Raw genomic sequence first — 24,692 nt, forward strand, 5'->3', positions numbered from 1 at the left:
CGATGAGCCACTATCTGCTGCGACGGGCCGGGCTGGGGCTGCTGGTGTTATGGGCTGCGTTTACCCTGTCGTTTGTGCTGCTTCAGGTGCTGCCGGGGGATGCGGTGCTGATCAAGTTCCAGAACCCGGATCTGGGCCTGAGTCCGGCGCAAATCGAAGAGATGCGCATCGCCTACGGGGCCGACAGCCCGCTGTGGCAGCAGTATCTGCACACCCTCGGGGCGATGCTGCGCGGCGATTTTGGCTTCTCGGTGCAGGCGGGGTTGCCGGTGAGCGAACTTATTATCACCAACCTGCCGGACACCCTGAGCCTGGCGCTGCCCGCCTTTGCGCTGGCGGTGGCGCTGGCCTTTGCCCTGGCGCTGGCTTCCCGCCTGCCAGGGCTGCGCTTTTTGAGTAACGCCATTCAGTCCCTGCCGGTGCTGTTTATCTCCCTGCCGACCTTCTGGTTGGGTATTGCCTTGATTCAGCTGTTTTCATTCCAGCTGAGGCTGATCCCGGTGATTAACCCAGGCCCGCTACAGGGGCTGATCCTGCCGATTATCACCGTCGCCATTCCGATCTCCGCCCCGCTGGCGCAGATCCTGATGCGCAGTCTGGATCAGGTCGCCGCCCAGCCGTTTGTAGCGGTAGCGCGGGCCAAAGGGCTGAGCGAAACCGCCGTTCTCTGGCGTCACGTCACCGGCAATGCCCTGCTGCCGGTGCTGAACATTGCGGGCCTGTTGCTGGGCGAACTGATCGCCGGGGCGCTGATCACCGAAACCGTGTTTGCCCGCAGCGGGCTGGGGATGCTGACCCAGCAGGCGGTCAATAACCAGGATATCGCCGTGTTACAGGCGGTGGTGATGATCTCCGCCCTCGGCTTTGTGTTGATTAACCTGCTGGTGGATCTGCTGATGCCGCTGTTCGATCCCCGGCTGAAAACCGTTACCGGAGGTGCTGTATGAGCCTTGTCGATTACGCTGCCGCAGCGCGCAGACGCGTGCCCGCCTGGGGGGCATTTCGCTGGCAGCCGGGGCTGTGGTTTGCCTGGGCGATTATTGCCGTCGCCGCGCTGGCGGCTATCGCACCGGATCTCTTTACCCACTTCAGCCCGATTGAAGGCATTCCCGGCGCGCAGCGTCTGGCACCGCAGGCCGGGTACTGGCTCGGCACCGATCAGTTGGGACGCGATCTGTACACCCGCATCATCTATGGCGCATCCCACTCGCTGAGCGCCGCCCTGGTGGCCGTGGCGATGGGGCTGATCGTGGGTACCGCCATCGGTGTGATTGCCGGGGCGTTTGCCGGGCGGGTGGAGTCTGTGCTGATGCGTCTGGTGGACGTGCTGCTCGCTATCCCTTCGCTGCTGCTCTCCCTGACGGTAATTATTTTGCTCGGCTTTGGCACGGTGCATGCCGCCATCGCCGTTGGGGTGGCGTCTATCGCCAGCTTTGCCCGACTCGCGCGCGGTGAAGTGGTGCGCATCCGCCATACGGATTACGTCGAAGCGGCGTTTGGCAGCGGCGGCACCTTCTGGACGGTGCTGTGGCGCCACATTCTGCCCAACTCCCTGACCGCGGTGCTGGCCTTTGCCACCCTCCAGTTTGGTCAGGCGATCCTCGCCCTCTCGACGCTGAGCTTCCTCGGCTACGGCACCCCGCCGCCGATCCCGGAGTGGGGATTGCTGATTGCCGAGGGACGTAACTATCTCTCTACCGCCTGGTGGCTAACCACCTTCCCCGGGCTGGTGGTGATCGCCGTGGTGCTGGCCACCAACCGTATCAGTCGTCAGTTAAGCGGAGGTCGCTCATGACGGTTCTCTCTGTTGAAAATCTGACTATCAGCTACCGCACGGGCCGCCAGTGGCGCGAGGTGGTGCATAACGTCAGCTTTACCCTCGGGCGCGGCGAGATGCTGGCCTTTGTTGGCGAGTCCGGCTCCGGTAAAACCACCACCGCCCAGGCGATTATCGGCCTGCTGGCGGACAACGCCCGGCGCGACGGCGGCAGCATCCGTCTGAACGGCGAAGATCTCAGTCAGTGGTCGGCGAAACGGCTCAACAACCTGCGCGGGGCGCGCATCAGCCTGGTGCCGCAGGATCCGGGTAACTCCCTCAACCCGGTGAAAACCATCGGCGCGCAGGTGGGGGAAATCATTCGCCTGCATCAGAAAATCAGCCCCGCCGCGTGCGACCAGCAGGTGCTGGCCCTGCTGACCAAAGTGGGTCTCAGCCACCCGGAACAGCGGATGAAGCAGTTTCCGCACCAGCTCTCCGGCGGAATGAAACAGCGGGTGTTGATTGCCATCGCCATCGCCCTGCGACCGGATGTGATTATCGCCGATGAGCCCACCAGCGCGCTGGACGTGACGGTGCAAAAACGCATTCTCGATCTGCTGGATGTGCTGCGCCGGGAATCCGGCACGGCGGTGCTGTTTGTCACCCACGACCTGGCCCTGGCGGCCCAGCGCGCCGACCGGCTGCTGGTGTTTCGCCACGGCGAGGTGCAGGAGCACGGCGCTACCTCCGACGTGGTACGCGCCCCGCAGCACGCCTATACCCGCCAGCTGCTGAGCGATCTGCAGGGCCAGCGGTTAACCATTGCTCCGGTGGCGGGTCGTCCACTGGCCTCGCCTGCGATCCGCGCCACCGATATCAGCAAACGTTTTGCGCTGGGGAAAGGCCATCAATTGCAGGCGCTGGATAACGTCAGCTTCGCCGTGCAGCGCGGCAGCACCCACGCGCTGGTAGGCGAGTCCGGCTCAGGCAAAACTACCCTTGCCCGCATCCTGCTGGGCTTTGAGCAGGCCGACCGGGGTCAGGTGATCATCGATGATATCGACGCCACCACCCTCAGCCACGAGGCGCGACGTCAGCTGCGGCAGAAGATCCAGTTTGTCTATCAGAACCCCTTTGCCTCGCTGGATCCACGCCAGACACTGTTTGAGATCATCGAGGAGCCGCTTAAAAATTTTGCGCCCGTCGACAAAGCAGAACGTGCCGCCCGGGTAGAGAACGTTGCCCGGCGGGTGGCCCTGCCGCCGGAGCTGTTAAGCCGCACCGCGCGGGAGCTGTCGGGCGGCCAACGCCAGCGCGTGGCTATCGCCCGGGCCTTAATTCTTGAGCCGACCATTCTGGTGCTGGATGAGGCCACCTCGGCGCTGGACGTCACCGTACAGGCGCAGATCCTCGCCCTGCTCCAGCAGCTTCAGCAGCAGCTGGGCCTGACCTATCTGTTTATCACTCACGATCTGGCAACCGTCCGGCGGATTGCCCACAGCGTGACGGTATTGCGCAGCGGCCAGGTGGTTGAACAGGGCGCGGTCGACACGCTTTACGCCGCGCCGCAGGACAACTACACCCGCGAGCTGATCGACGCCATCCCCCATTTTTCACACAAGGAGTACGCATGACGCGTAAACGCCTGGGTTTCTTCACCCGACTGCTGGACGATGCCCCAGCCAAAGAACGTTATCGCCTGGCGACTGAGCAAATCCGCCATGCCGAGCGCTACGGTTTTGACAGCGCATGGATTGCCCAGCACCATTTCCACGAGCATGAAGGCGGCCTGCCGTCGCCGCTGGTATTTCTCGCCCACGTAGCGGCGCACACCACCCGCATTCGCCTGGGCACCGCCATTATCACCCTGCCGCTGGAGAACCCGCTGCGGGTGGCGGAGGACGCGGCGGTGCTGGATCTGTTGGCCGACGGGCGTCTCGAGGTCGGGTTTGGCTCCGGCGGCACGCCCACCTCGTTTTTGCCGTTCGGGCTGACCATTAACGAGCGGGCGGCGACCTTTGCTGACAACCTGCATCTGATCCAGAGCGCCTGGCGCGGGGACTCCCTGACCCATCCGGATAACCATCTCTATCCGCCCGCGCCCGGGCTGACGGAGCGGGTGTGGATCGCCACCTTCTCGGTGGAGGGCGCAGTACGGGCCGCACAGCAGGGACACGGCCTGATGCTCTCCCGCACCCAGCCGCGCCCGGCGGATAACCTCTCCCTGACGCTGGATCAGATCCAGAACCCGATTATTGATGCCTATCTCGACGCCCTGCCGTCCGGCGTGGCCCCGCGCATTCTGGCCTCGCGCACCGCCTTTGTCGCCGACAGCGATGCCTATGCCCTGAAGGTGGCCGAACCGGGCCTTACCCGTCAGGCGCAGCAGCACGTGGCCGCCGGACACGCGCTTACTGGTGACACTGTCACGGATTATAGTCGCCAGTTCGATGCGCACATCGGCGCGCCGCAGACGGTGCTTGCCTCGCTGGCGAAGGATTCGGTGCTGTCGCGTGTCACCGATATTTCATTCCAGGTGCATTCCGTAGAGCCGTCGCACCAGGACACGTTACGTTCGATTGAGTTAATTGCAGAGCAGATCGCCCCTCATCTTCTATAAGGAGTCACCATGGCATTAAGTCAGGATATTCTCGCCGAACTGGCGGAGATTGCCCCCGGTTCCCCACTGCAACAGGCGCGACAGACCCGGGATGCGGCAACGCGTCACGCTCAGGGGAGCTACGAAACGTTATTCAGTCAGCAGGACGCCGACTTCGCGCTGGACGAGCGCTTTGCCGTGGCGGCAAAAGTGGCGAAATGGCACAACGCCGACGCGCTGGCAGCCCATTACGCCGGGTTTGGGCTGGCGGATCCCACCTCGGTGCGCCTGACGCCCGCCCTGACCTTTGCTCGTCTGCTCACCTTCTCGCCGGTCCAGGCGACGCCGGGGGCGATCAACGCCCTGACTCTGGCAGGCTGGAGCAAGGAAGGCATTGTCACCCTGGCGCAGCTGATCGCCTTTGTCAGCTTCCAGAGCCGCCTGATCGCAGGGTTGCGCCTGCTCAATGACAAACCGGTGGTGGCAAGCGATACCCCCGTGGTGGCGGGCCACTGGCACACCGTACCGCTGACGAAAAACGGCAAAGCGGCGCCGGTACAGTTCACCCAGCAGGAGCTGGGCTGGGAGCCGTGGCTGGCGCCAAAACCGCTGGCGGAATTTAGCGCCGACGAGCAGGCGATCCTGGCGAAATTCGGCCATACCGATTCCGACTATTTCCGCCTGCTGGGGCGCAATCTGCCGGTGCTGGAGCAGCGCACGCTCACGGATAAAGGGATTTTCTATACGTCAGGCGGACTGTCACGTGCCGAACGGGAACTGGCCGCTGCGGTCACCAGCAAAATCAACGGCTGCATTTACTGCGCCTCTGTCCATGCGCGTAAAGCCAGCCAGCTTTCTAAGGATAATGATGCGGTGGAAACGCTGCTGGCGGTGCAGCCTGGGGAGTCGCTGAGCGCCGGACAAACGCCGCGCTGGCAGGCAGGCATTGATTTTGCGGCAGCCCTCTCGGTGACGCCGCCTGCGGTGACGCCTGGGCATCTCGCCGGGCTGGAACGCGAGGGGCTGGATACCCTGGCCCAGCTGGACCTGGTGCAGTCCGCAGCGTTCTTTGTCTGGGCTAACCGCCTGATGTTAACCCTGGGGGAGCCGTCGCTTCCGTGAGGGGGGTTATGCCGGGTTTGTCTGCGGTCTGATGCCCTCACCCCGACCCTCTCCCACAGGGAGAGGGAGAAAACATAAAAAACGGTCACCTGAGTGACCGTTTTGCATTTACCTCGCCGCCGGGCAATTAGCGCGCCCGGGCTAATTTCTGGGCACTATCCTCATTCCGCCGGGCTTTCAAATACCCATAAACCAACAATGACGACATCGCCAGAAACGACAGCAGCGCCGCCGGTAACGTAACGTAGCTCCAGCTGAAGCCCAGGGTAATCATCATCCCGCCAAAGTACGCTCCAATGGCGCTACCGAGGTTAAACGCCACCTGACCGCCTGCCGCGCCAAGCATCTCCCCGCCCTGTGCATTTTGCAGCAGCAGGATCTGCAGCGGTGCCGACAGCGCGAACAGCCCGGCACAGCAGATAAAGCCCATCCCCAGCGAGGCCGCAGGCATATCGCCAAAGGCAAACAGCAGCAGCAGCGACAGCACAATCACCAGGTCGGTCATCGCCGCAATCCGCAGCGGGCTGTAGCGCCCGGACAGCTTGCCGCTGAACAGGTTGCCCAGCACCATGCCAAGGCCCATCAGCATCATGATCGCGGTCATCATCCCTTCGGAAAAGCCGGACACGTTGAGCATAAACGGCTTCACGAAGCTGAACCACGCAAAGACCCCGGCGTTACCGAACATGGTGGCGGCAAAGATGAACCAGGGCTCCGGCTTCTTCAGAAAGTGAAACTGTTCACGCAGGCGGGTCTGCGATTTGTCGAACGTCTGCGGCACCCACAGGACGACAGAGAGCAGCACCAGCAGGTTAAACGCAGCGATCAGGAAGAAGGTATAGCGCCAGCTGAACTGGTGTCCAAGCCAGGTGCCCAGCGGCACGCCCGCCAGATTGGCCACCGTCATCCCGGCGATCATCCCCGCCACCGCCAGGGTCACTTTGCCCGGCGGCACAATGCGGGAAAGGATAATGGTGCCGACACCGAAGAACGCGCCGTGCGGAAAGCCAGAGACCAGCCGTCCAATCGCCAGCATGGTGTACGAAGTTGAAAAAGTGAAAATCGCATTGCCGATAAGACAAAGCGTCACCAGGAACAGCAGAATGGTTTTCAGCGAGAACTTGCTGGAAAAGATCGCGATAATCGGCGCGCCAATCACCACCCCAAAAGCGTAAAACGAAATCATATTTCCGGCCGAAGGAATGGAGATCCCCACGTCCCGCGCCAGCTCGGTGAGTACGCCCATAATGCCAAACTCGGCCATCCCCAGACCGAAGGTACCAAGTGCTAACGAAAAGACCGTCTTTTTCATACCACAACCACTTGTTAAAAAATTGCGACAGCCATTATTGAACAATCTTGTATGGTGAGCCAGTTCAAATCACCTCCCTGGCAGCTTCATCCATTATTTCGGGTGGGGTGTGAATATTTTCCACCACTCCGCCCAGCCCTGATTACACTTCAAAGTGTTATGTCACACCGTCCCGGCTGAATCCCAGAAAGGAACGCATCATGGCAGATAAAAAGAAGAGCAAAACCGTTGCGACGACCACGCCTCCCGCCCCTCTTAAACGCACGGAGTATGAAAAAGAGCTGCATCGCCTGCATGTGGAGCTGGTTAAGCTTCAGCGTTGGGTGGTCAGTAAAGGCCTGAAGGTGTGTATCGTTTTTGAAGGTCGCGACGGCGCGGGCAAAGGCGGCACGATTAAGGCTCTGACCGAACGCGTCAGCCCGCGCGTATTCCGGGTGGTGGCGCTGCCAGCCCCAACCGAAAAAGAGAAAAGCCAGCTCTATTTCCAGCGCTACGTGCCGCACCTGCCTTCAGCAGGAGAAATCGTCATTTTCGACCGCAGCTGGTACAACCGCGCGGGCGTGGAACGCGTAATGGGTTTCTGTACCGAAGAGCAGGTAGAAAAGTTTCTCGACGGAGCCCCCATCATCGAACGGGCGATGGTTGATGCGGGCATTATTCTGATCAAATACTGGCTGGAAGTGACGCCTAAAGAGCAGGAGCGCCGCCTGCGCGACCGCATCAACGACGGGCGCAAAACCTGGAAGCTCTCCCCGATGGACATCAAATCCTTCACGAAGTGGGATGAGTACACCGAAGCGCGAGATGCCATGTTCTCCGCCACCGACACCGCCTGGGCCCCGTGGTTCGTCGCCCGCTCGGAAGATAAAAAGCGCGTGCGGCTGAATATTATCTCGCACCTGCTGTCGCAAATTCCGTATAAAGACCTACCGGAAGAAGAGGTTAAATTACCTAAGCGCAAAATCGGCAAAATTAAACCTACCGCTTATCCGTTCCGTTATATTAAAGAGAAGTTTTGAATATACCCCTCCCGATAAATTGTCGGGAGGATTATTCATGTTTATTATTCAGATTTTCATAGCGTTGCATTTACCTGGACGCCGCCTCGCATTTTTTAAATTACCAGGCGAAACAGTATTGTTTTAAATTGTTGGCGATTGATAATGGCTGCACCAACAGAGGAGACAATAACAATGAAAGTGGATGCACCGCAAAAAACCGCCGTTAAAGAACACTTAACCGGCGTCACGCCGCGCCCGGCATTGACCCCGGAGGAACGAATCGAACAACGGAAACGCGATAAGGAATTCATGCGAGCTATGAATGAGTTTGTCGCGAAAGCAGGGTTGCTATCTGACGATCCTTTTTTCGGAGGGATCTAATGTGCTTCCAGTTTGACGTTTACCGTAATCCTTCGGCCAGAACCAGTGAATTACACCCTTATCTGATGGTGATTCAGCATGATTATTACGATGACCTGTCAACCCGTTTAATTCTGCCATTAAGTTACAGGAATAATCTTTCAGGACATATTAATCCGGCTTCTGCCGTCATTAATATCGATTTCCTGACGCTATTCATGAATACGCCTGGTATTACCAGCGTTGAGAAAAAGAAACTTACCAGTAAATATTATGTGACTAACATGCAGAGTGCGAGAACCCGGGTTGTTGCTGCCATTGATGCCTTAATCACCAACACCTGACCTCCCATAAAACCCGCTCCGAACCACAGCCCGGAGCGGGGGAACCTGACCCGTAGGGCCGCGCAAGCGCAGCGCCGCCGGGCACAGCAGGCGATGGGATTACTTCATTCCTTCACGACTCTCTTTCTGCGCTTCCATACGCTCCACGTCCCGATACCAGCGGGGATGGTGTTTCTGCGCCCAGCGGCGGCTCACCTTCCCTTCGATCATCCCTTTAATCGAGCCCTTAACCCAGAAGGCCATATACATATGAATAAGAATGGCGTGGATCAAGATAATGGCCGACGTGGCGTGGATCAGCAGGCTATAACGCACCACCTGCATCGGGAAGTACTGCGCAAAGTACGGACGCCAGATAATCACCCCGGTCACCAGCAGCACAAAGATCATGCTCATGATGGTCCAGAACATCATCTTCTGCCCGGCGTTGTATTTACCGACTCTGGCGACTTTATGCTCGTTGCCCTTCAGCACTTCAACAATGCCCTTCACCCAGGGAATATCCTGTTTATCAGGAATGTTGTGATGCACAAAACGCACAAACATAAACATCAGCGCCACGAAGATCAGCACGCCAAAGAACGGATGCAGAATACGTCCCATCTGCGGGGTGCCGAAAGTCTCCGTCAGCCACTGCAGGGTCGGGAAAAAGAACGAAATCCCCGACAGCGACACCAGGAAGAAGCAGATCACCACCGTCCAGTGACAGGCGCGGTCGATAAACTTCGTGCGCACAATCATCTTCGACTTACTCATGGTGCTCCTCCTCATCGTCATCCACCTCTTTGTTCGGCCCAATCCCAATGTAGTGATAAATAAGCCCGGCAAAGGTGGCGATAAAGCCCGCCGCCGAGAGCGGTTTCAGCGCCCCTTTCCACAGGTTGATGGAGGTATCGATAGCCGGATCCTTCGGCAAATTGTGATACAGCTCCGGCTGGTCGAGATGGTGCAGGACATACATCACGTGCGTCCCCCCCACGCCCTGCGGGTTATAAACCCCCGCACTGGCATAGCCGCGCGCTTTCAGCTTGTCGACGCGCTGCTGAGCCACTTCCAGCATCTCTTTCTTGGTACCGAAGTGAATGGCACCGGTCGGACAGGTTTTCACGCAGGCCGGCTCCTGGCCGACGCTGACGCGATCCACGCACAGAGTGCATTTGTAAACCCGGTTATCCTCTTTGCTGAGGCGCGGCACGTTGAACGGACACCCGGCGATGCAGTACCCGCAGCCGATGCAGTTATCCTGCTGGAAATCGACGATGCCGTTGGCGTACTGAATGATCGCCCCGGCGGACGGACAGGCTTTCAGACAGCCCGGGTCCTCGCAGTGCATACAGCCATCTTTGCGGATCAGCCACTCCAGCTTGCCGTTCTGCTCGGTTTCGCTAAAACGCATCACCGTCCAGGATTTGGCGCTCAGATCGGCCGGGTTATCGTAAACCCCGACGCAATGCCCCACCTCGTCGCGGATATCATTCCACTCGGAACAGGCCACCTGGCAGGCTTTACAGCCCACGCAGGAGGAGACATCGATAAGCTTTGCCACTTCCGCTTTGTAATCCCGCGCACGAGGCGCGGGGGTAAAGCCGTTGGTGGCGGAGCGTTTGATGACGTCTTGTGTTTCCATCGACATGTTTTCGCTCCTCAGGCTTTCTCGATGTTGACCAGGAACGCCTTGTACTCCGGCGTTTGCGAGTTGGAATCCCCGACCGCAGGCGTCAGGGTGTTGGCGATATAGCCCTTCTGCGCCACCCCTTCAAAGCCCCAGTGCAGCGGAATACCGACGGTTTCCACCTGCTGGCCGTGAACGTTCAGGGCCTGCAGACGACGGGTCACCACCGCCACGGCGCGAATAAATCCACGCTGGCTGCTGACCTTAACGCGATCGCCGTTGGCAATGCCTTTGGCCTGCGCCAGGGTTTCGCTTATCTCCACAAACTGCTCCGGCTGGGCGATGGAGTTCAGTCGCGCATGCTTGGTCCAGGTGTGGAAATGCTCGGTCAGGCGATAGGTGGTGCCGACGTACGGGAATTTATCTTTCTTACCCATGCGCACAGCGTCTTCCTGGTACACACGTACTACCGGACTTGAGACTACGTTCGGGTGCAGCGGGTTAGTCCCGAGCGGCGTTTCCATCGGCTCGTAGTGTTCCGGGAACGGCCCTTCCGCCAGCTTGTCGATGGCGAACAGACGTCCCAGCCCTTCCGGCTGCATGATAAACGGCCCGGTGTTGCTGCCCGGCGCGGCGGTGTTGTAGTCCGGAATATCGTTCCCGGTCCACTTGCTGCCGTTCCACTGGATCAGCATCCGTTTCGGATCCCACGGCTTACCGTTGACGTCCGCCGAGGCGCGGTTGTAAAGCACGCGACGGTTCAGCGGCCACGCCCAGGCCCAGCCCAGCGTATTGCCCAGCCCTGACGGGTCGGCATTGTCGCGGTTAGCCATCTGGTTGCCCTGTTCGGTCCAGCTCCCGGTGTAGATCCAGCACGACGACGCGGTAGTACCGTCATCACGCAGATGGGCAAAGCTGCTCAGCAGTTGGCCTTTCTTCGCAATCAGCACGCCACTGGCGTCATAGAGATCGGCCAGCGCACAGCCGTTGTTCTCTTTTGCCACCTCTTCGGACTCCGGGTGATCCGGCTGTTTGTAGTGCCAGTTCATGCGCAGCAGCGGCTCGACGCCTTTGCCGCCTTCGGTGCGGTACATCTCCCGCAGGCGATGGTAAATCCCGGCGAGGATTTCGCCGTCGTTGCGCGCTTCACCCGGCGCGTCCTGCCCCTTCCAGTGCCACTGCAGCCAGCGGCCGGAGTTGGCGATGGAGCCGTCCTCTTCCGCGAAACAGGTTGACGGCAGACGGAACACTTCGGTCTGAATCGAGGCGGGATCCACGTCGTTCATCTCGCCGTGGTTCTGCCAGAAGGTTGAGGTTTCGGTCACCAGCGGGTCGATCACCACCATGTATTTGAGCTTGCTCAGGCTGGCGACAATCATGTTCTTATCCGGGAATGACGCCACCGGGTTAAAGCCCTGGCAGATGTAGCCCGTCACCTTGCCCTTCGCCATCATGTTGAAATACTTGATGACGTCGTAAGACTGATCCCACTTCGGCAGCCAGTTAAAGCCCCAGTCGTTCTCCTTCTGCGCCGCGTCGCCATAGAAGGATTTCATCAGGCTGACGAAGAACTTCGGATAGTTGCTCCAGTAGTTCACCTGGTCCGGCAGCGTCGCTTTCGGCGTACTGGCCGTCAGGTAGCTTTGCAGATCGGTCTGTTTCTCCGACGGCAGCGTCAGATAGCCCGGCAGGCTGGTCGACAGCAGCCCCAGATCGGTTAACCCCTGAATGTTGGAGTGACCGCGCAGGGCGTTAACCCCGCCACCGGCCATGCCCATGTTGCCGAGCAGCAGCTGGATCATCGCCATGGTACGGATGTTCTGCGCACCCACGGTGTGTTGCGTCCAGCCCAGCGCATAGAGGAACGTGGTGGTCCGGTCTGCGGCACTGGTGGAGGCCAGCACTTCGCACACTTTCAGGAAGTCGGCTTTTGGCGTTCCGCAGATGTTCTCCACCACCTCTGGCGTATAGCGGGAGACGTGCTTTTTCAGCAGATTCCACACGCAGCGCGGATCGGTCAGGGTTTCATCGCGTTTCGCGTAGCCGTTCTCATCGAACTGATAGTTCCAGGAGGACTTATCGTACTGGCGTTTTTCGGCGTCATAGCCGCTGAACAGCCCGTCATCAAAGGCAAAGTCTTCCCGCACCAGCAGGTTAGCGTTGGTGTAGTGCTTAACGTACTCGGCGTTAATTTTATTGTTTTCAATCAGGTACAGCAGCACGCCGGAAAGGAACGTAATGTCCGTACCGGAGCGTATCGGCGCATAGATGTCCGCCACCGATGCCGTACGCGTAAAGCGCGGATCGACGACGATGAGCGTCGCATCGTTGTTGTTTTTCGCTTCCATCGCCCAGCGGAATCCCACCGGATGGGCCTCAGCGGCGTTACCGCCCATCACCACCACGACGTTGGCGTTTTTGATATCAACCCAGTGGTTGGTCATCGCACCGCGACCAAATGTTGGAGCAAGACTTGCTACCGTTGGTCCGTGTCAGACGCGCGCCTGGTTGTCTACCGCCAGCATGCCGAGTGAGCGCACAAATTTTTGCGTCAGCATGCCGGTTTCATTACTTGCCGCAGAAGCGCACAGCATCCCGGTTGAGAGCCAGCGGTTCACCGTCACGCCCTGCTCGTTGGTCTCGACGAAGTTGGCGTCGCGGTCGGCTTTCATCAGCTTCGCGATGCGCGTAAAGGCCTCATCCCAGGAGAGCCGCTGCCATTTGTCGGAGCCCGGCGCGCGGTATTCCGGGTAACGCAGACGGTTATCACTGTGGACATAATCCAGCAGGCCGGCCCCTTTCGGGCATAATGCCCCGCGGCTGACCGGATGATCGGCGTCGCCTTCAATATGGTAAATCGACTCTTTAGCGTTCTTCGCGCCATCACCCAGGCTATACATCAATAGCCCGCATCCCACGGAGCAGTATGTGCAGGTGTTTCGGATCTCTTTGGCACGCAGCAACTTATAGTTGCGCGCCTGAGCCAGCGCCATTTTGGGGGCAAACCCCAGAGCAGCGACTGTTGTTCCGGCCATACCGCCCGCGCAGATTTTAAAAAACTGTCTGCGACTGACGTCCATCGTTGTCCTCGTTAGAAATTGAGAAGTCCGGCGGAAAACTAACAGCAAAGCCCCTGTTTTTATTGCGGCAAATCAATATCGCCGATCTTCGCCCTCTTAATAGTCAGCGCTGGCGGCTTTTACTAACGCTAAAGGGTTACTGCAGCGCAGATTAATTCGCGGAAGGTACTGAAACAGTGCTATAAATTTGCCCCTGAAATGTTTAGCCAGTGGAAAGATGATGGACAGAAAAAGAGCCACCTTGATCGGTCTGGCCGCGATTGTGCTCTGGAGCACGATGGTGGGTCTGATCAGAGGTGTCAGCGAGGGGTTGGGCCCGGTCGGGGGCGCAGCGGCAATCTATACGCTCAGCGGATTACTCTGTCTGGTGACGGTGGGCTTCCCCAACCTGCGTCGTTTCTCGCCCCGCTACCTGATTGCCGGCAGCGCGCTGTTTGTCAGCTACGAGATCTGCCTCGCCCTGTCGTTAGGCTATGCTGCCACCCGCCACCAGGCGATTGAAGTAGGAATGGTAAATTATCTCTGGCCGAGCCTGACCATCCTGTCTGCCATTTTATTCAACGGCCAGAAATCGACCCTGTGGGTGATCCCGGGTCTGATTATCGCCCTGCTGGGCGTCAGCTGGGTTTTGGGCGGCGAAAACGGGCTCGACCCGGCGGATATTGCCCGCAACCTTGTCTCTAACCCGCTGAGTTACGGCCTCGCCTTTGCGGGGGCCTTTATCTGGGCGGCCTACTGCACCGTTACCAGCAAATACGCCAACGGCCAGAACGGGATCACGCTGTTTGTGCTGCTGACGGCGCTAACCCTGTGGCTGAAATACGCCTTCAGCGATCAGCCGGAGATGGTGTTTAGCGTGCCGGTGGTGATCAAACTGCTGATGTGCGGCGTAGCGCTGGGGTTTGGCTATGCGTCGTGGAATATTGGTATTTTGCACGGCAACGTGACGCTGCTGGCGGCGGCGTCCTATTTTACCCCGGTGCTGTCGGCAGCGCTGGCGGCCGTGCTGCTCAACGCCCCGCTGTCGTTGAGTTTCTGGCAGGGTGCGATGCTGGTATGTGCGGGGTCGCTGTTGTGCTGGTATGCGACCAGGTCGCGGGTGGGTTGACGTTTCTGCGGCCTGCAATGCCGGGCGGCGCATACGCTTGCCCGGCCTACATTACGGTGTATCTATTCCTGCTCCGCCGCCCGCCTCAACCAGCTCTGCAACAACTTCCCGTCCTGGGTCATCTCTCCGTCCTGGCGCACGCACAGGTAATAATCCCGGCCATCATCAATCGGCATATCGAAAATCTTCACCAGCTCGCCGCTCTCCAGATACGGGGCGATCAGCGGCTCGCGCATCAGGGCGCAGCCCAGCCCTGCCTGCACTCCCGCCAGGGTTAGCAGCCCGTCCTCGAACATCGGGCCGCTGCGGCGCGGCGGGCGTTTTACCCCCTGCTGAACAAACCACTGCTGCCAGGTCACACGCTCCTCATCGTGCAGCAGTGGCATCTGCAACAGTTGTTCCGGGGTGTCGATATGGCCATGCAGGCGCAAAAACGCCCGGCTACAGACCGGCACCATCTGCCCGGAGATCAGCTTTTCGCTCTGGTATCCCGCCCACTGACCGTTGCCAAAGCGGATGGACATGTCCGAGGCGTCGCTCAGATAGTTGCGATGATTGGCGTAAACCACATTAATCTCGGTCTGCGGGTTAGCGCGCATAAAGGCAGGCAGACGCGGGATAAACCACCCCATCCCAAACAGCGGGATCAGGCTGATAGTGACCTGGCGGGTCTGTACCTGCTCCACGAGATGCTCGGTGGCCTGGCGCAGCACATTAAACGCCGCGCGGATCGAGCGGTAATAGTCTCGTCCCTGCTGGCTGAGGATCAGCCTGCGCCCCTGCCGCTCGGTCAGCGGCATCTGTAAGTACCCTTCCAGCACCTTCAGTTGATGGCTCACCGCCGACGGCGATATCGCCAGCTCCTGCGCCGCAAGCGTCACGCTACCCAGCCGGGCAATGGCCTCGAAAGCCCGTACCGCCCGCAGGGGTGGATCGTTCGCCAGTCGGCTCTCGGCAAAGGCCGGTAAACCCATTGATTGTTCTGTTTTATTCATATGTTGATCTGTTGTGGATAATCAGGTGAATCAGCCATTTGTAATCATATTTAAAATCAATCAGATAAAGCAAGCTCCAGATGTCATAAGAAATAATATATGCGTATTTCACAATTTAATTCAATTAATAGATGTTATCCGCTGAAAAGAGCAATTTGTCGGGTAATAACGTTGGACACACTCATACAACAACTGATCAACGGCGTGATGCTGGGCAGCATCTACGCGCTGATCGCGCTGGGCTATACCATGGTGTATGGCATTTTGCGCATTATTAACTTCGCCCATGGCGATATTTTGATGGTCGGCGCGCTGACCACCCTGTCGGGGCTGAACGTGCTCAACAGCCATTTCCCCGCCATGCCTCAACTGCTACAGCTCGGCTTTGCGCTGCTGATCGCCATGGCGGTCTGCGCCCTGCTGGCGATGGCGGTTGAACGCTTTGCCTACCGTCGCCTGCGCAACGCGCCGCGCCTGGCGCCGCTGATCTCCGGGATAGGCGTATCGGTACTGCTGCAAACCGTGGCGATGGTGATCTGGACGCGTAACCCGCTGATGTTCCCGCAGATCCTGCCGATGGACCCGATTGCCGTCACCGCGGGCAGCGAGGCGCATCCGCCCGCCATCATTACCGTTACCGGCATCGTCACCGTGGCGCTGGCCCTGATCGTCATGACCGCGCTCTGGCTGCTCGTGGAGTACACCCGCCTCGGACGCGGCATGCGCGCGGTGGCCGAAAACCCGCGCGTCGCCACCCTGATGGGCGTCAATCCGAACGCCATCATCACGCTCACCTTCGCTATCGGCGGCATTTTTGCCGCGCTCGCCGGGGTGATGATGGCCAGCAACTACGGCAACGCCAGCTTCTCGATGGGCTTCCTGCCCGGCATTAAAGCCTTTACCGCGGCGGTGCTCGGCGGCATCGGCAATATTCGCGGAGCGATGATTGGCGGGATCCTGCTCGGGATTATCGAAGCGCTGGGCGCCGGATATCTCGGCGAACTGACTCATGGCATGTTCGGAAGTAATTACCAGGACGTCTTCGCCTTTATCGTGCTGATTCTGGTACTGGTCTTCCGTCCGGCGGGCCTGCTGGGCGAGCGCGTGGCGCACAGGGCATAAGGGAAAATCATGACTGCTATTGAAATCAAAACGCCTGCGGCCAGCCGTAAATTCTGGTCCGGCATGACGCTGTTCGTGCTTGCCCTGCTGCTTGCGCCGGTTATCGCCACCCAGCTCGGCGGCAACTACTGGGTGCGGGTGATCGACTTCGCCCTGCTCTACATCATGCTGGCGCTGGGGCTGAATATCGTGGTGGGCTACACCGGTCTGCTGGATATGGGCTTTATCGCCTTTTACGCCGTCGGTGCCTATCTGGCGGCGCTGCTGGCCTCGCCGCATCTGGCGGAGGTGTTCCCGATCCTCAACGTCTGGTTCCCGGACGGGCTGCATACCTCTTATCTGCTGATTATCCCCATCGCGGCGCTGGTCGCGGCGGTGTGCGGCATACTGCTCGGTGCGCCGACGCTGAAGCTGCGCGGCGATTACCTGGCAATCGTGACCCTCGGCTTCGGGGAGATCATCCGCATTCTGATGCGTAACCTCGACCGCCCGGTGAACATCACCAACGGCGCGAAAGGCATTACCGGCGTCGATACCCTGAACCTGTTCGGCCTCAAGTTCAGCGGGGTTTACCACTGGTTCGGCTTCAGGGTGCCCGCCCTGTGGCTGTGGTACTACCTGCTGATGCTGGTGATTGTGGGGATTATTTTCGTCTGCCTGCGCCTGCAGCACTCCCGCATTGGCCGGGCCTGGCACGCCATCCGCGAAGATGAAGACGTCGCCCGGGCGATGGGCATCAACGTGCGCAACTTTAAGCTGCTGGCCTTTGCTATGGGCGCCTCCTTTGGTGGCGTGGCGGGCGCTCTGTTTGGTGCCTTCCAGGGCTTTGTCTCCCCGGAGTCCTTCACCCTGCAGGAGTCCATCGCGGTGCTGGCGATGGTGGTGCTGGGCGGGATGGGCCATATCCCCGGCGTGATCCTCGGCGCGGTGCTGCTGACTGCCCTGCCGGAACTACTGCGCAGCCAGGCGGCCCCGGTTCAGCAGGCGCTGTTTGGTTCGGTGCTGATTGACCCGGAGATCCTCCGCCAGCTGTTCTACGGCCTGGCGCTGGTGCTGGTGATGCTGGTTCGCCCGTCGGGCATCTGGCCGGTCCGTCATAAGGAGATGAAAGCATGAGCCTGTTAACCGTGCGCAACATGTCCAAACGTTTTGGCGGCCTGACCGCCGTGGACAACGTCTCGCTCTCCATTAATAAGGGTGAGATCTACGGCCTGATCGGCCCCAACGGCGCGGGCAAAACCACCTGCTTCAACCTGATCACCGGCCTCTACCCGGCGGACAGTGGGGAGTTTGCCATTGCCGATAAAGCCTATTTCCCGACGCAGATCGAGAAAGTGACCGCCGCAGGGATAGCCCGCACCTTCCAGAACGTGCGTCTGTTTAACGAGATGTCGGTACTGGAGAACGTGATGGTCGGTCGCCACGTCCGCACCCGCAACGGGCTGTGGGCGGCGCTGAGTCGGCACAAGCGCGCCCGGGAAGAAGAGGCGCAGACGCTTGAGCAGGCCTGGCACTGGCTGGAGTACACCGGCATCGCAAAGTTTGCCCACTACCGCGCCTGCGATCTGGCTTACGGCCATCAGCGTCGGCTGGAGATCGCCCGGGCCCTGGCCACCGATCCGCTTTTGCTGGCGCTGGATGAACCCGCCGCCGGGATGAACGCCGCAGAAAAAGTCGCCCTGGGGGAGCTGCTGACCCGCATTCGTGACGACGGGAAAACGCTGCTGATGATTGAACACGACGTCAAGCTGGTGATGGGCATTTGCGATCGCCTGACGGTACTGGATTACGGCAAAACCCTGGCCAGCGGCACGCCGGACAGCGTGCGCCGCGACCCGGCGGTGATCGCCGCCTGGCTTGGAGGCAATGCCCATGTCTGAATTACTGAAAGTGGAACGTCTGGACGTGCATTACGGCGGTATCCAGGCGGTGCGGGACGTCTCCTTTACCCTGCGCGAAGGCGAACAGGCCACGCTGATTGGCGCGAACGGCGCGGGTAAAAGCTCCACCGTGCGGGCCATCACCGGGCTGGAGCGTTTTGGCGGCAACATCGAATTTAAGGGCCAGCCGGTACGCAAGCAGAAAGCCGAAGCGCTGCTGCGCGACGGGCTGGTGATGGTCCCGGAAGGACGCGGCATCTTCGCCCGCATGACGGTGCTGGAAAACCTGCAGATGGGGGCATGGCTCAGGCGTGACACTGTCACTGTTAAGCTGGAGATGAACGAGATTTTCGAGCGATTCCCGCGCCTGGGCGAACGCCAGCACCAGCTGGCCGGGCTGCTCTCCGGCGGGGAGCAACAGCTTTTAGCCCTTAACCGCGCCCTGCTCAGCCGCCCGCGCCTGCTGATCCTCGACGAACCCTCGATGGGCCTCGCGCCCAAAATGGTCGAGAACATATTTGCGGTCATCGCCGGGCTGCGCGAGCGCGGCGTGGCTTTGTTGCTTATCGAGCAAAACGCCCGGCTGGCGCTTGAGGTGACCGACCAGGCCTGGGTAATGGACAGCGGCAGCATCGTCCATCACGGCGCGTCAAAGGCGATGCTCGACGACGACCAGATTGCACAGATTTATTTGGGCGAAATGCCCGCTTAACACACCAACCAATATCAGGGAAAAACAATGAAAAGCATAAAAATCAGTGCGCTCAGCGCCGCCATTCTGCTCAGCGGGTTTGCTTCAACCGGCACCTGGGCCGCCGACAGCGAAACCGTGGTGATTGGCCTGGCGGGCCCGCTGACCGGCCCGTCCGCCCGTATCGGTAAAGATCTGGAGAACGGTGCGCAGCTGGCAATTGATGACATCAACAAGCAGCACCCGACCATCGGCGGCAAGGCAGTGACCTTTAAACTGCAGTCGGAAGATGACCAGTCTGATCCGCGCACCGCCGTGGCCGTGGCGCAGCGCCTGGTGGACAGCGGCGTAGCGGGCGTGGTCGGTCACTGGAACACCGGGACCAGCATTCCGGCGGCGCGTGTCTATCACGATGCCGGTATTGCCCAGGTCGCGCCGGTCGCCACCGGTCATGCCTATACAAAACAGGGCTTCGACACCAGCTTCCGCGTGATGGGCCACGACGATGATGGCGGCCAGTTTGCCGGGCAGTACGCCATCAACACCCTGAAAGCGAAACGCATCGCGGTGATCGACGACCGTACCGCTTTTGGTCAGGGTCTGGCCGACGAGTTTATTAAATCGCTGGAAGCGCAGGGCGTGAAGATTGTCGACCGTCAGTACGTTGACGACAAGACCGTCGATTTTAGCGCCGTATTGACCGCCATTCGCAGCAAAAACGCCGATCTGATCTTCTTCGGCGGCGTGGACAGCCAGGCGGCACCGCTGGCGCGTCGTATCAAGCAGCTGGGCATGAACACCACCCTGATGGGCGCAGGCGGCTTTGTCAGCCAGACCTTCCTCCAGCTGGCGCAGAAAGAGGGTGAAGGCGTTGTCGCGCTGGAGCCGGGGCTGCCGGTGGATCAGATGCCGGGCGGCAAAACCTTCGAGCAGGCGTATCAGTCCCGCTACCACACCCATATCGAGCTCCACGCCCCGTTCGCCTATGACGCAACCCGCGTGCTGGTCGCGGCGATGGAAAAAGCCGACTCGGTGGATCCGTCAGAGTACCTGCCTGCCCTGCGCGCCATCAGCTACTCCGGCGTCACCGGGCAGATCGCCTTTGACGATCAGGGCAACCTGAAAGCGCCGTCGTTCACCGTCTATAAAGTGGTCGATGGCAAATGGCAGCCGCAAACCGTGCTCGGCGGCGCAAAAGCTAAGTAACGCAGTGAGGCAATGTGATGAGTGATAATAATGAGCTGGGCATTCTCGCCCGCCGCAAAATTGAAGCAGAAATTATTAAGCCAATTTACGAGATCCTGGTCCGCGAGATCGGTAAGACCCGCGCCCAGGCGGTGATTGGCGAAGCCATTGAGCAGGCCGCCATTAACGCCGGTAAAGAGTTTGCCAGCAAGGAGCCGGACGGCGCGGACGTGAAGAGCTTTATCGCCCTGCAGTATCTGTGGGAGAAGGATAACGCCCTCGACGTGAAGGTAATCGACGCCGACGACCAGCAGTACAACTACAACGTTACCCGCTGTCGCTATGCCGAGATGTATCACGAGATGGGCCTCGGCGAGATTGGCCACCTGCTCTCCTGCGCCCGCGACGAGAAATTTATCGTCGGCTATGCCCCGGACGTGGAGCTGACCCGCACCACCACCATTATGCAGGGCGGCGCATGCTGCGACTTCCGCTATCGCAGCACCAGGGACAAAGCATGATCCGCGTTAACGCAGACCGTCTGTGGTCGACGCTGGAGATGATGGCGCAGATCGGTGGCACGCCCGCGGGCGGCGTCACCCGTCTGGCGTTGAGCGACGAAGACCGCATTGCCCGCAACCTGCTGCGCGACTGGGCGCTGGAGGCCGGTTTTACCTGCGAGGTGGACAGCATGGGCAACATGTTTATCCGACGCGCGGGTAAAAACCCGGCGCTTGCCCCGGTGATGACCGGTTCGCACGTGGACTCCCAGCCGCTCGGCGGCAACTATGATGGGATCTACGGCGTGCTGGCCGGACTGGAGCTGCTGCGCACCCTGAACGATCGTCAGGTCGAAACCGAGCGCGATATCGTGCTGGTGAACTGGACCAACGAAGAGGGCGCGCGCTTTGCTCCGGCGATGCTCGCCTCTGGCGTCTGGGCGGGTCAGCTTAGCGAAGAGTTTGCTTACGCCAGGATGGACAGCAAAAAGGTCACGGTGCGCGATGCCCTTGAGGCCATCGGCTATCGTGGCGAGCGCCCTGCCCGCGCCTTCCCGATCCACGCCTGCTATGAGCTGCATATCGAACAGGGTCCGATTCTGGAGGATGAAGCCATTGATATCGGGCTGGTGCGCGCGGCGATGGGTCAGCGCTGGTTCACCATCACGCTCGACGGTTTTGCCGCTCACGCCGGTACCACGCCGATGCACAGCCGCCGCGACGCCTTAACCGCCTTTGCGGAGCTGGCGTTAAAGGTGGAAGAGATTGGCTATCAGCATACCCCTGATGGCCGGGCGACCATCGGCATGGCGAACGTGACCCCCAACTCGCGCAACGTCGTTCCGTCCCGGGTGGTGTGTAGCGTCGAGTTCCGTCATCCGCAAAGTGAAGCGCTGGAGGCGATGGAAGCAGCACTGCATCAGGCGGCGGCGGATCTCTCTGCCCGTGGCGTCAGCGCCAACGTCGAGCGCATCTTCGACTATGCGCCGATTGCATTTGACGAGGCCTGTCTTGCCCGCACGGAAAACGCCGTGGCCGCGCTGGGCTATTCCTCGAAGTCGATGGTTTCCGGCGCCGGGCACGATACCTGTTACGTAAGCAAAATCGCCCCGGCCAGCATGATCTTTATCCCCTGCGTGAAAGGCATCAGCCATAACGAAGCGGAAAAGATCCTGCCGGAGTGGTCAGAGAAAGGGGCAAACGTGTTGTTGCACAGCGTGTTGAGCGCCGCGCAGGAATTGTAGGATTGAAATAACCCGTAATCGTGACTATAGTCATGCTTACGGGTAGCTGATAAAGAACTGATAGAGGTAACTTGTGATGACTGAACGGCTGAAACGTATTCAGGGCATGGCTCAGCGTTACAACAAATTAGGTGTTGTTAAAGATGAGACGCTGGCATCCATAGATGCTGCAGTGGCTGCTCGTCATATTCCGGCAGTTCGCGAGATGACCGGTGGCGAGATTAAAGAAGTACGTACGCGCTATAACATGTCGCAGGCAGCCCTGGCCATAACGACCGGAATGTCGGTTGAAAGCGTATCGAAGTGGGAGCGAAACGAAAGTAAACCCAATAAAGCGGCGCTGCGAATTATTAATATCATTGATATCAAAGGTCCGGAAGTTTTTATGGTCTGACATGAGAGCTTAAAAAAGCCGGATGCGTTGCGCTTATCCGGCCTACGTGAAATTGCAGGCCCGGCAAGCGCAGCGCCGCCGGGCGTTTTTTACCGCTGCGACACCTTCTTCAGACTAAACCAGATCCCCACCGCCAGCACCAGCAGCATCCCGCCCGCACTGCCCAGCGCCACGCTGTGGGAGGTAATAAACGCCGTTTTCGCTGCCTCAATCACTGATTCCGCCAGAGTCGGTGGCAGATCCTGCGCGACTTTCACCGCCTCGCCAATTGAAGATGAAGCCTGCCCGGCAAGGGATGCGTCCAGCCCCTGGGGCAGCTCAATCGATGCCGAAAAACTGCGGGTCAGCAGCAGGCCAAAAATCGCAATTCCCAGTCCCGCACCCAGCTCATAGGACATGGTCTCAATCGCCCCTGCGGCGGCGGCTTTCTCTTTTGGCGCAGCGGCCATGATCGCCGAGGTGGACGCCAGCAGCGCGCTCGCCGCGCTGAACCCCAGCAACACCATCAGGCTCCAGGCCTGCCACTGCTGGGTGCTGAAATCGAGCATCGACAGGCCCGTAAAGCTGAGCGCGCTTAACCCCATGCCGCCGGTCGCCACGATCCGCAGCCCAAGACGCCCTACCAGCACCCCGGCAATCGGCCCGCTGAAACCGCTGGCCACCATCAGCGGCAGCATAAACATTCCCGCTTCAAACGGCGTGAAGCCGTGGACAAACTGCAGCTCCTGAGCCATCAGCAGTTCGAAGCCCACCAGGGCGATCATCGCCGTCATCGCCATCACCACGCCGCTTAAAATCACGCGATGGCCGAACAGCCGCATGTCGATCATCGGCGTGCGGGCGCGCAGCTGGATGCGTACAAAAGCAAACAGCATCATCCCGCCCGTTAAGAGCGTAACCGCCACCAGCCATGGGGAAAGCGCCCCTTTCAGCGCGGTTTTGGCGCTGAAGACCAGCAGCAAAATCGCCACGATCAGCATCAGGGCATGGGTGATATTGAGCGGCTGCTCGGGCCGCCCCTCCTGAGCGGGCACAAACCGCGCCGCCAGACAGACCACCAGCAGCACAATCGGGACGTTGATCAGAAACACCGCGCCCCAGTAGAAGTGCGCCAGCAGCATGCCGCCGATCAGCGGGCCAAAGGCCGCACCGCCCGAGCCCACCGCCGCCCAGACGCCGAGAGCGATATTGCGCTGGCGCGCGTCGGCAAACAGCGTGCGGATCCCGGCGAGCGTGGCGGGAATAATCATCGCCGCACCGATGGCCAGCAGCGCCCGCGCCGCAATCAGCCACCCGGCCGTGGGCGCAAATGCCGCCGCCAGCGACGACAGCCCGAACAGGCTACTGCCCAGAATCAGCAGACGCTTAAAGCCAATCCGATCCCCAAGCGCCCCCATCGGCAGCACCATACCGGCCATCACCAGCGAGTAAATATCAATGATCCACAGCAGTTCATTGCCGCTGGCATCCAGGGTCATACTCAGCGTCGGCGCGGCGACGTGCAGCACCGTGGCGTCAATCGCGACCGGGATATAGACCAGCACGATAATCACTAACGCTAACCACTGACGAAACATAAATTTCCTTATTTTCCGAAACTGGACACATGTCCAGAACCGGATCCTACGTAAAGTTGAACGCATGTCCAGCTTTTTGTTACACTCGTTGTCCCCGGGTTGAGAGTGAAAAGAAATGAGCTATCTGAGCAAGGACGAACGGCGGGAAGAGATTTTGCAGGCCGCCATGCGCGTGGCCCTAAGCGAAGGCTTTACCGCAATGACCGTCAGACGTATCGCCGCCGAGGCAAAAGTGGCGACAGGTCAGGTCCATCACCACTTCTCCTCCGCAGGCGAACTTAAAGCCCAGGCCTTTGTGCGCCTGATCCGCACCCTGCTGGACGCCGACGTGGTGGCAGAAAACGCCAGCTGGCGTGAACGCCTGCATTCTATGCTCGGCAGCGACGACCGCAGTTTCGAGCCCTATATCCGCCTGTGGCGCGAAGCGCAGCTGTTAGCTATTCGCGACGACGAAATAAAAGGCGCCTACGTATTAACCATGGAGATGTGGCATCAGGAGACGGTAGCCATAATTCGCGCCGGGGCAGACGCAAAGGCTTTTACGCTTAACGATCGTCCGGAAAATATCGCCTGGCGCTTAATAGGTCTGGTCTGCGGCCTCGATAGTTTTTACGTGTTAAATATGCCGGAAATGGACGAGACCGCATTTAATCAGCATCTCGAAACCTTAATTACGCTTGAGCTTTATTAACCATTAATTTCATTTAACTGTTACGATTTGTAACACATTAAGCGAATCCTCATCTCCCTTCTTTTGTCAGGGGTTCGCTTTTTTATCTATTCTTTCAGAAGACTCCCAAAACCACT

24 protein-coding genes are annotated in these 24,692 nt (G+C 59.6%); 18 read left to right on the forward strand and 6 right to left on the reverse strand.

Going from position 1 to position 24,692, the window contains the following annotated elements:
• The first annotated feature begins 2 nt into the window (after positions 1 to 2).
• From FHN83_RS23460 to FHN83_RS23480, 5 genes are read left to right on the forward strand one after another with little or no spacing between them, the layout of a single operon-like run.
• The gene (locus tag FHN83_RS23460; RefSeq protein WP_139565111.1) at positions 3 to 947 is read left to right on the forward strand and encodes an ABC transporter permease; all 945 of its coding nucleotides are present in this window, start codon (positions 3 to 5) and stop codon (positions 945 to 947) included.
• Complete coding sequence (locus tag FHN83_RS23465) at positions 944 to 1,795, forward strand: ABC transporter permease (RefSeq protein WP_139565112.1); 852 nt, start codon at positions 944 to 946, stop codon at positions 1,793 to 1,795. Before FHN83_RS23460 ends, FHN83_RS23465 begins: the two co-directional genes overlap by 4 nt.
• Positions 1,792 to 3,393: a dipeptide ABC transporter ATP-binding protein gene (locus FHN83_RS23470; protein ID WP_139565113.1), complete on the forward strand. Its 1,602-nt coding sequence runs from the start codon at positions 1,792 to 1,794 to the stop codon at positions 3,391 to 3,393. Before FHN83_RS23465 ends, FHN83_RS23470 begins: the two co-directional genes overlap by 4 nt.
• Complete coding sequence (locus FHN83_RS23475) at positions 3,390 to 4,379, forward strand: putative FMN-dependent luciferase-like monooxygenase (protein WP_139565114.1); 990 nt, start codon at positions 3,390 to 3,392, stop codon at positions 4,377 to 4,379. The genes FHN83_RS23470 and FHN83_RS23475 overlap by 4 nt, the downstream gene beginning before the upstream one ends.
• Positions 4,380 to 4,388: 9 nt before the next feature.
• Complete coding sequence (locus FHN83_RS23480) at positions 4,389 to 5,480, forward strand: alkylhydroperoxidase domain protein (RefSeq protein ID WP_139565115.1); 1,092 nt, start codon at positions 4,389 to 4,391, stop codon at positions 5,478 to 5,480.
• Between the two features lie 127 nt (positions 5,481 to 5,607).
• Here the strand turns inward: FHN83_RS23480 and araJ are convergent, their stop codons facing one another.
• Positions 5,608 to 6,792, reverse strand: coding sequence for an MFS transporter AraJ (gene araJ, locus FHN83_RS23485; RefSeq protein WP_139565116.1), 1,185 nt, complete (start codon positions 6,790 to 6,792; stop codon positions 5,608 to 5,610).
• A 200-nt stretch (positions 6,793 to 6,992) separates the two neighbouring features.
• On the opposite strand from araJ, the gene ppk2 reads away from it, so the two are divergent.
• The 3 genes from ppk2 (at position 6,993) to FHN83_RS23500 (ending at position 8,497) form a co-directional block, all read left to right on the forward strand.
• Positions 6,993 to 7,811, forward strand: coding sequence for a polyphosphate kinase 2 (ppk2, locus tag FHN83_RS23490; RefSeq protein WP_139565117.1), 819 nt, complete (start codon positions 6,993 to 6,995; stop codon positions 7,809 to 7,811).
• Positions 7,812 to 7,985: 174 nt separating this feature from the next.
• On the forward strand, positions 7,986 to 8,174 hold the full coding sequence (locus FHN83_RS23495) for a hypothetical protein (protein WP_039028732.1): 189 nt from the start codon (positions 7,986 to 7,988) through the stop codon (positions 8,172 to 8,174).
• Positions 8,174 to 8,497 (forward strand): CcdB family protein, encoded by a 324-nt coding sequence (locus FHN83_RS23500; RefSeq protein ID WP_138368981.1) that lies wholly within the window; start codon positions 8,174 to 8,176, stop codon positions 8,495 to 8,497. The genes FHN83_RS23495 and FHN83_RS23500 overlap by 1 nt, the downstream gene beginning before the upstream one ends.
• A gap of 99 nt (positions 8,498 to 8,596) precedes the next feature.
• Here the strand turns inward: FHN83_RS23500 and fdnI are convergent, their stop codons facing one another.
• The 3 genes from fdnI to fdnG are packed head-to-tail and all read right to left on the reverse strand — an operon-like array spanning position 8,597 to position 13,189.
• On the reverse strand, positions 8,597 to 9,253 hold the full coding sequence (gene fdnI / locus FHN83_RS23505) for a formate dehydrogenase-N subunit gamma (protein ID WP_039028730.1): 657 nt from the start codon (positions 9,251 to 9,253) through the stop codon (positions 8,597 to 8,599).
• Entirely contained in the window at positions 9,246 to 10,130 is an 885-nt protein-coding gene (fdxH, locus tag FHN83_RS23510; RefSeq protein WP_138368982.1) for a formate dehydrogenase subunit beta, read from the reverse strand. The genes fdnI and fdxH overlap by 8 nt, the downstream gene beginning before the upstream one ends.
• An 11-nt stretch (positions 10,131 to 10,141) precedes the next feature.
• Positions 10,142 to 13,189: a formate dehydrogenase-N subunit alpha gene (fdnG, locus tag FHN83_RS23515; RefSeq protein WP_139565118.1), complete on the reverse strand. Its 3,048-nt coding sequence runs from the start codon at positions 13,187 to 13,189 to the stop codon at positions 10,142 to 10,144.
• 220 nt (positions 13,190 to 13,409) lie between these two features.
• Here fdnG and yddG point away from each other — a divergent pair, with 220 nt between their 5' ends.
• A complete protein-coding gene (gene yddG / locus FHN83_RS23520; protein ID WP_139565119.1) occupies positions 13,410 to 14,297 on the forward strand; it encodes an aromatic amino acid DMT transporter YddG in 888 nt (295 codons plus the stop codon).
• A 62-nt stretch (positions 14,298 to 14,359) separates the two neighbouring features.
• Here yddG and FHN83_RS23525 read toward each other — a convergent pair whose 3' ends face one another.
• Positions 14,360 to 15,292, reverse strand: coding sequence for a LysR substrate-binding domain-containing protein (locus tag FHN83_RS23525; protein ID WP_139565120.1), 933 nt, complete (start codon positions 15,290 to 15,292; stop codon positions 14,360 to 14,362).
• Between the two features lie 171 nt (positions 15,293 to 15,463).
• Here FHN83_RS23525 and FHN83_RS23530 point away from each other — a divergent pair, with 171 nt between their 5' ends.
• From FHN83_RS23530 to FHN83_RS23565, 8 genes are all read left to right on the forward strand, one after another.
• On the forward strand, positions 15,464 to 16,414 hold the full coding sequence (locus FHN83_RS23530; protein WP_139565121.1) for a branched-chain amino acid ABC transporter permease: 951 nt from the start codon (positions 15,464 to 15,466) through the stop codon (positions 16,412 to 16,414).
• A gap of 9 nt (positions 16,415 to 16,423) precedes the next feature.
• Complete coding sequence (locus FHN83_RS23535; protein ID WP_139565122.1) at positions 16,424 to 17,530, forward strand: branched-chain amino acid ABC transporter permease; 1,107 nt, start codon at positions 16,424 to 16,426, stop codon at positions 17,528 to 17,530.
• The gene (locus tag FHN83_RS23540; protein ID WP_138368987.1) at positions 17,527 to 18,294 is read left to right on the forward strand and encodes an ABC transporter ATP-binding protein; all 768 of its coding nucleotides are present in this window, start codon (positions 17,527 to 17,529) and stop codon (positions 18,292 to 18,294) included. The genes FHN83_RS23535 and FHN83_RS23540 overlap by 4 nt, the downstream gene beginning before the upstream one ends.
• On the forward strand, positions 18,287 to 19,006 hold the full coding sequence (locus tag FHN83_RS23545) for an ABC transporter ATP-binding protein (protein ID WP_139565123.1): 720 nt from the start codon (positions 18,287 to 18,289) through the stop codon (positions 19,004 to 19,006). The genes FHN83_RS23540 and FHN83_RS23545 overlap by 8 nt, the downstream gene beginning before the upstream one ends.
• 27 nt (positions 19,007 to 19,033) lie before the next feature.
• A complete protein-coding gene (locus FHN83_RS23550; RefSeq protein WP_139565124.1) occupies positions 19,034 to 20,191 on the forward strand; it encodes a branched-chain amino acid ABC transporter substrate-binding protein in 1,158 nt (385 codons plus the stop codon).
• Between the two features lie 17 nt (positions 20,192 to 20,208).
• On the forward strand, positions 20,209 to 20,691 hold the full coding sequence (locus FHN83_RS23555; protein WP_039028719.1) for an L-2-amino-thiazoline-4-carboxylic acid hydrolase: 483 nt from the start codon (positions 20,209 to 20,211) through the stop codon (positions 20,689 to 20,691).
• The gene (locus tag FHN83_RS23560; protein WP_139565125.1) at positions 20,688 to 21,914 is read left to right on the forward strand and encodes a Zn-dependent hydrolase; all 1,227 of its coding nucleotides are present in this window, start codon (positions 20,688 to 20,690) and stop codon (positions 21,912 to 21,914) included. Before FHN83_RS23555 ends, FHN83_RS23560 begins: the two co-directional genes overlap by 4 nt.
• A 76-nt stretch (positions 21,915 to 21,990) precedes the next feature.
• A complete protein-coding gene (locus FHN83_RS23565; protein ID WP_039028717.1) occupies positions 21,991 to 22,308 on the forward strand; it encodes a helix-turn-helix domain-containing protein in 318 nt (105 codons plus the stop codon).
• 89 nt (positions 22,309 to 22,397) lie between these two features.
• On the opposite strand, the gene FHN83_RS23570 is transcribed toward FHN83_RS23565, so the two are convergent.
• Complete coding sequence (locus FHN83_RS23570) at positions 22,398 to 23,885, reverse strand: MFS transporter (protein ID WP_139565126.1); 1,488 nt, start codon at positions 23,883 to 23,885, stop codon at positions 22,398 to 22,400.
• Positions 23,886 to 24,000: 115 nt separating this feature from the next.
• On the opposite strand from FHN83_RS23570, the gene FHN83_RS23575 reads away from it, so the two are divergent.
• Positions 24,001 to 24,576 (forward strand): TetR family transcriptional regulator, encoded by a 576-nt coding sequence (locus FHN83_RS23575; RefSeq protein ID WP_138368993.1) that lies wholly within the window; start codon positions 24,001 to 24,003, stop codon positions 24,574 to 24,576.
• Positions 24,577 to 24,692 lie beyond the last annotated feature (116 nt).

It is taken from the genome of Leclercia adecarboxylata, assembly GCF_006171285.1.
Lineage (GTDB): Bacteria > Pseudomonadota > Gammaproteobacteria > Enterobacterales > Enterobacteriaceae > Enterobacter > Enterobacter barmai.

Excerpts from the sequence above, each read along its gene's own strand:
- FHN83_RS23460 (WP_139565111.1), top strand. The coding sequence starts at position 3 with ATGAGCCACTATCTGCTGCGACGGGCCGGGCTGGGGCTGCTGGTGTTA.
- FHN83_RS23465 (WP_139565112.1), top strand. The coding sequence starts at position 944 with ATGAGCCTTGTCGATTACGCTGCCGCAGCGCGCAGACGCGTGCCCGCC.
- FHN83_RS23470 (WP_139565113.1), top strand. The coding sequence starts at position 1,792 with ATGACGGTTCTCTCTGTTGAAAATCTGACTATCAGCTACCGCACGGGC.
- FHN83_RS23475 (WP_139565114.1), top strand. The coding sequence starts at position 3,390 with ATGACGCGTAAACGCCTGGGTTTCTTCACCCGACTGCTGGACGATGCC.
- FHN83_RS23480 (WP_139565115.1), top strand. The coding sequence starts at position 4,389 with ATGGCATTAAGTCAGGATATTCTCGCCGAACTGGCGGAGATTGCCCCC.
- araJ (WP_139565116.1), bottom strand. The coding sequence starts at position 6,792 with ATGAAAAAGACGGTCTTTTCGTTAGCACTTGGTACCTTCGGTCTGGGG.
- ppk2 (WP_139565117.1), top strand. The coding sequence starts at position 6,993 with ATGGCAGATAAAAAGAAGAGCAAAACCGTTGCGACGACCACGCCTCCC.
- FHN83_RS23495 (WP_039028732.1), top strand. The coding sequence starts at position 7,986 with ATGAAAGTGGATGCACCGCAAAAAACCGCCGTTAAAGAACACTTAACC.
- FHN83_RS23500 (WP_138368981.1), top strand. The coding sequence starts at position 8,174 with ATGTGCTTCCAGTTTGACGTTTACCGTAATCCTTCGGCCAGAACCAGT.
- fdnI (WP_039028730.1), bottom strand. The coding sequence starts at position 9,253 with ATGAGTAAGTCGAAGATGATTGTGCGCACGAAGTTTATCGACCGCGCC.
- fdxH (WP_138368982.1), bottom strand. The coding sequence starts at position 10,130 with ATGTCGATGGAAACACAAGACGTCATCAAACGCTCCGCCACCAACGGC.
- yddG (WP_139565119.1), top strand. The coding sequence starts at position 13,410 with ATGGACAGAAAAAGAGCCACCTTGATCGGTCTGGCCGCGATTGTGCTC.
- FHN83_RS23525 (WP_139565120.1), bottom strand. The coding sequence starts at position 15,292 with ATGAATAAAACAGAACAATCAATGGGTTTACCGGCCTTTGCCGAGAGC.
- FHN83_RS23535 (WP_139565122.1), top strand. The coding sequence starts at position 16,424 with ATGACTGCTATTGAAATCAAAACGCCTGCGGCCAGCCGTAAATTCTGG.
- FHN83_RS23540 (WP_138368987.1), top strand. The coding sequence starts at position 17,527 with ATGAGCCTGTTAACCGTGCGCAACATGTCCAAACGTTTTGGCGGCCTG.
- FHN83_RS23545 (WP_139565123.1), top strand. The coding sequence starts at position 18,287 with ATGTCTGAATTACTGAAAGTGGAACGTCTGGACGTGCATTACGGCGGT.
- FHN83_RS23550 (WP_139565124.1), top strand. The coding sequence starts at position 19,034 with ATGAAAAGCATAAAAATCAGTGCGCTCAGCGCCGCCATTCTGCTCAGC.
- FHN83_RS23555 (WP_039028719.1), top strand. The coding sequence starts at position 20,209 with ATGAGTGATAATAATGAGCTGGGCATTCTCGCCCGCCGCAAAATTGAA.
- FHN83_RS23560 (WP_139565125.1), top strand. The coding sequence starts at position 20,688 with ATGATCCGCGTTAACGCAGACCGTCTGTGGTCGACGCTGGAGATGATG.
- FHN83_RS23565 (WP_039028717.1), top strand. The coding sequence starts at position 21,991 with ATGACTGAACGGCTGAAACGTATTCAGGGCATGGCTCAGCGTTACAAC.
- FHN83_RS23570 (WP_139565126.1), bottom strand. The coding sequence starts at position 23,885 with ATGTTTCGTCAGTGGTTAGCGTTAGTGATTATCGTGCTGGTCTATATC.
- FHN83_RS23575 (WP_138368993.1), top strand. The coding sequence starts at position 24,001 with ATGAGCTATCTGAGCAAGGACGAACGGCGGGAAGAGATTTTGCAGGCC.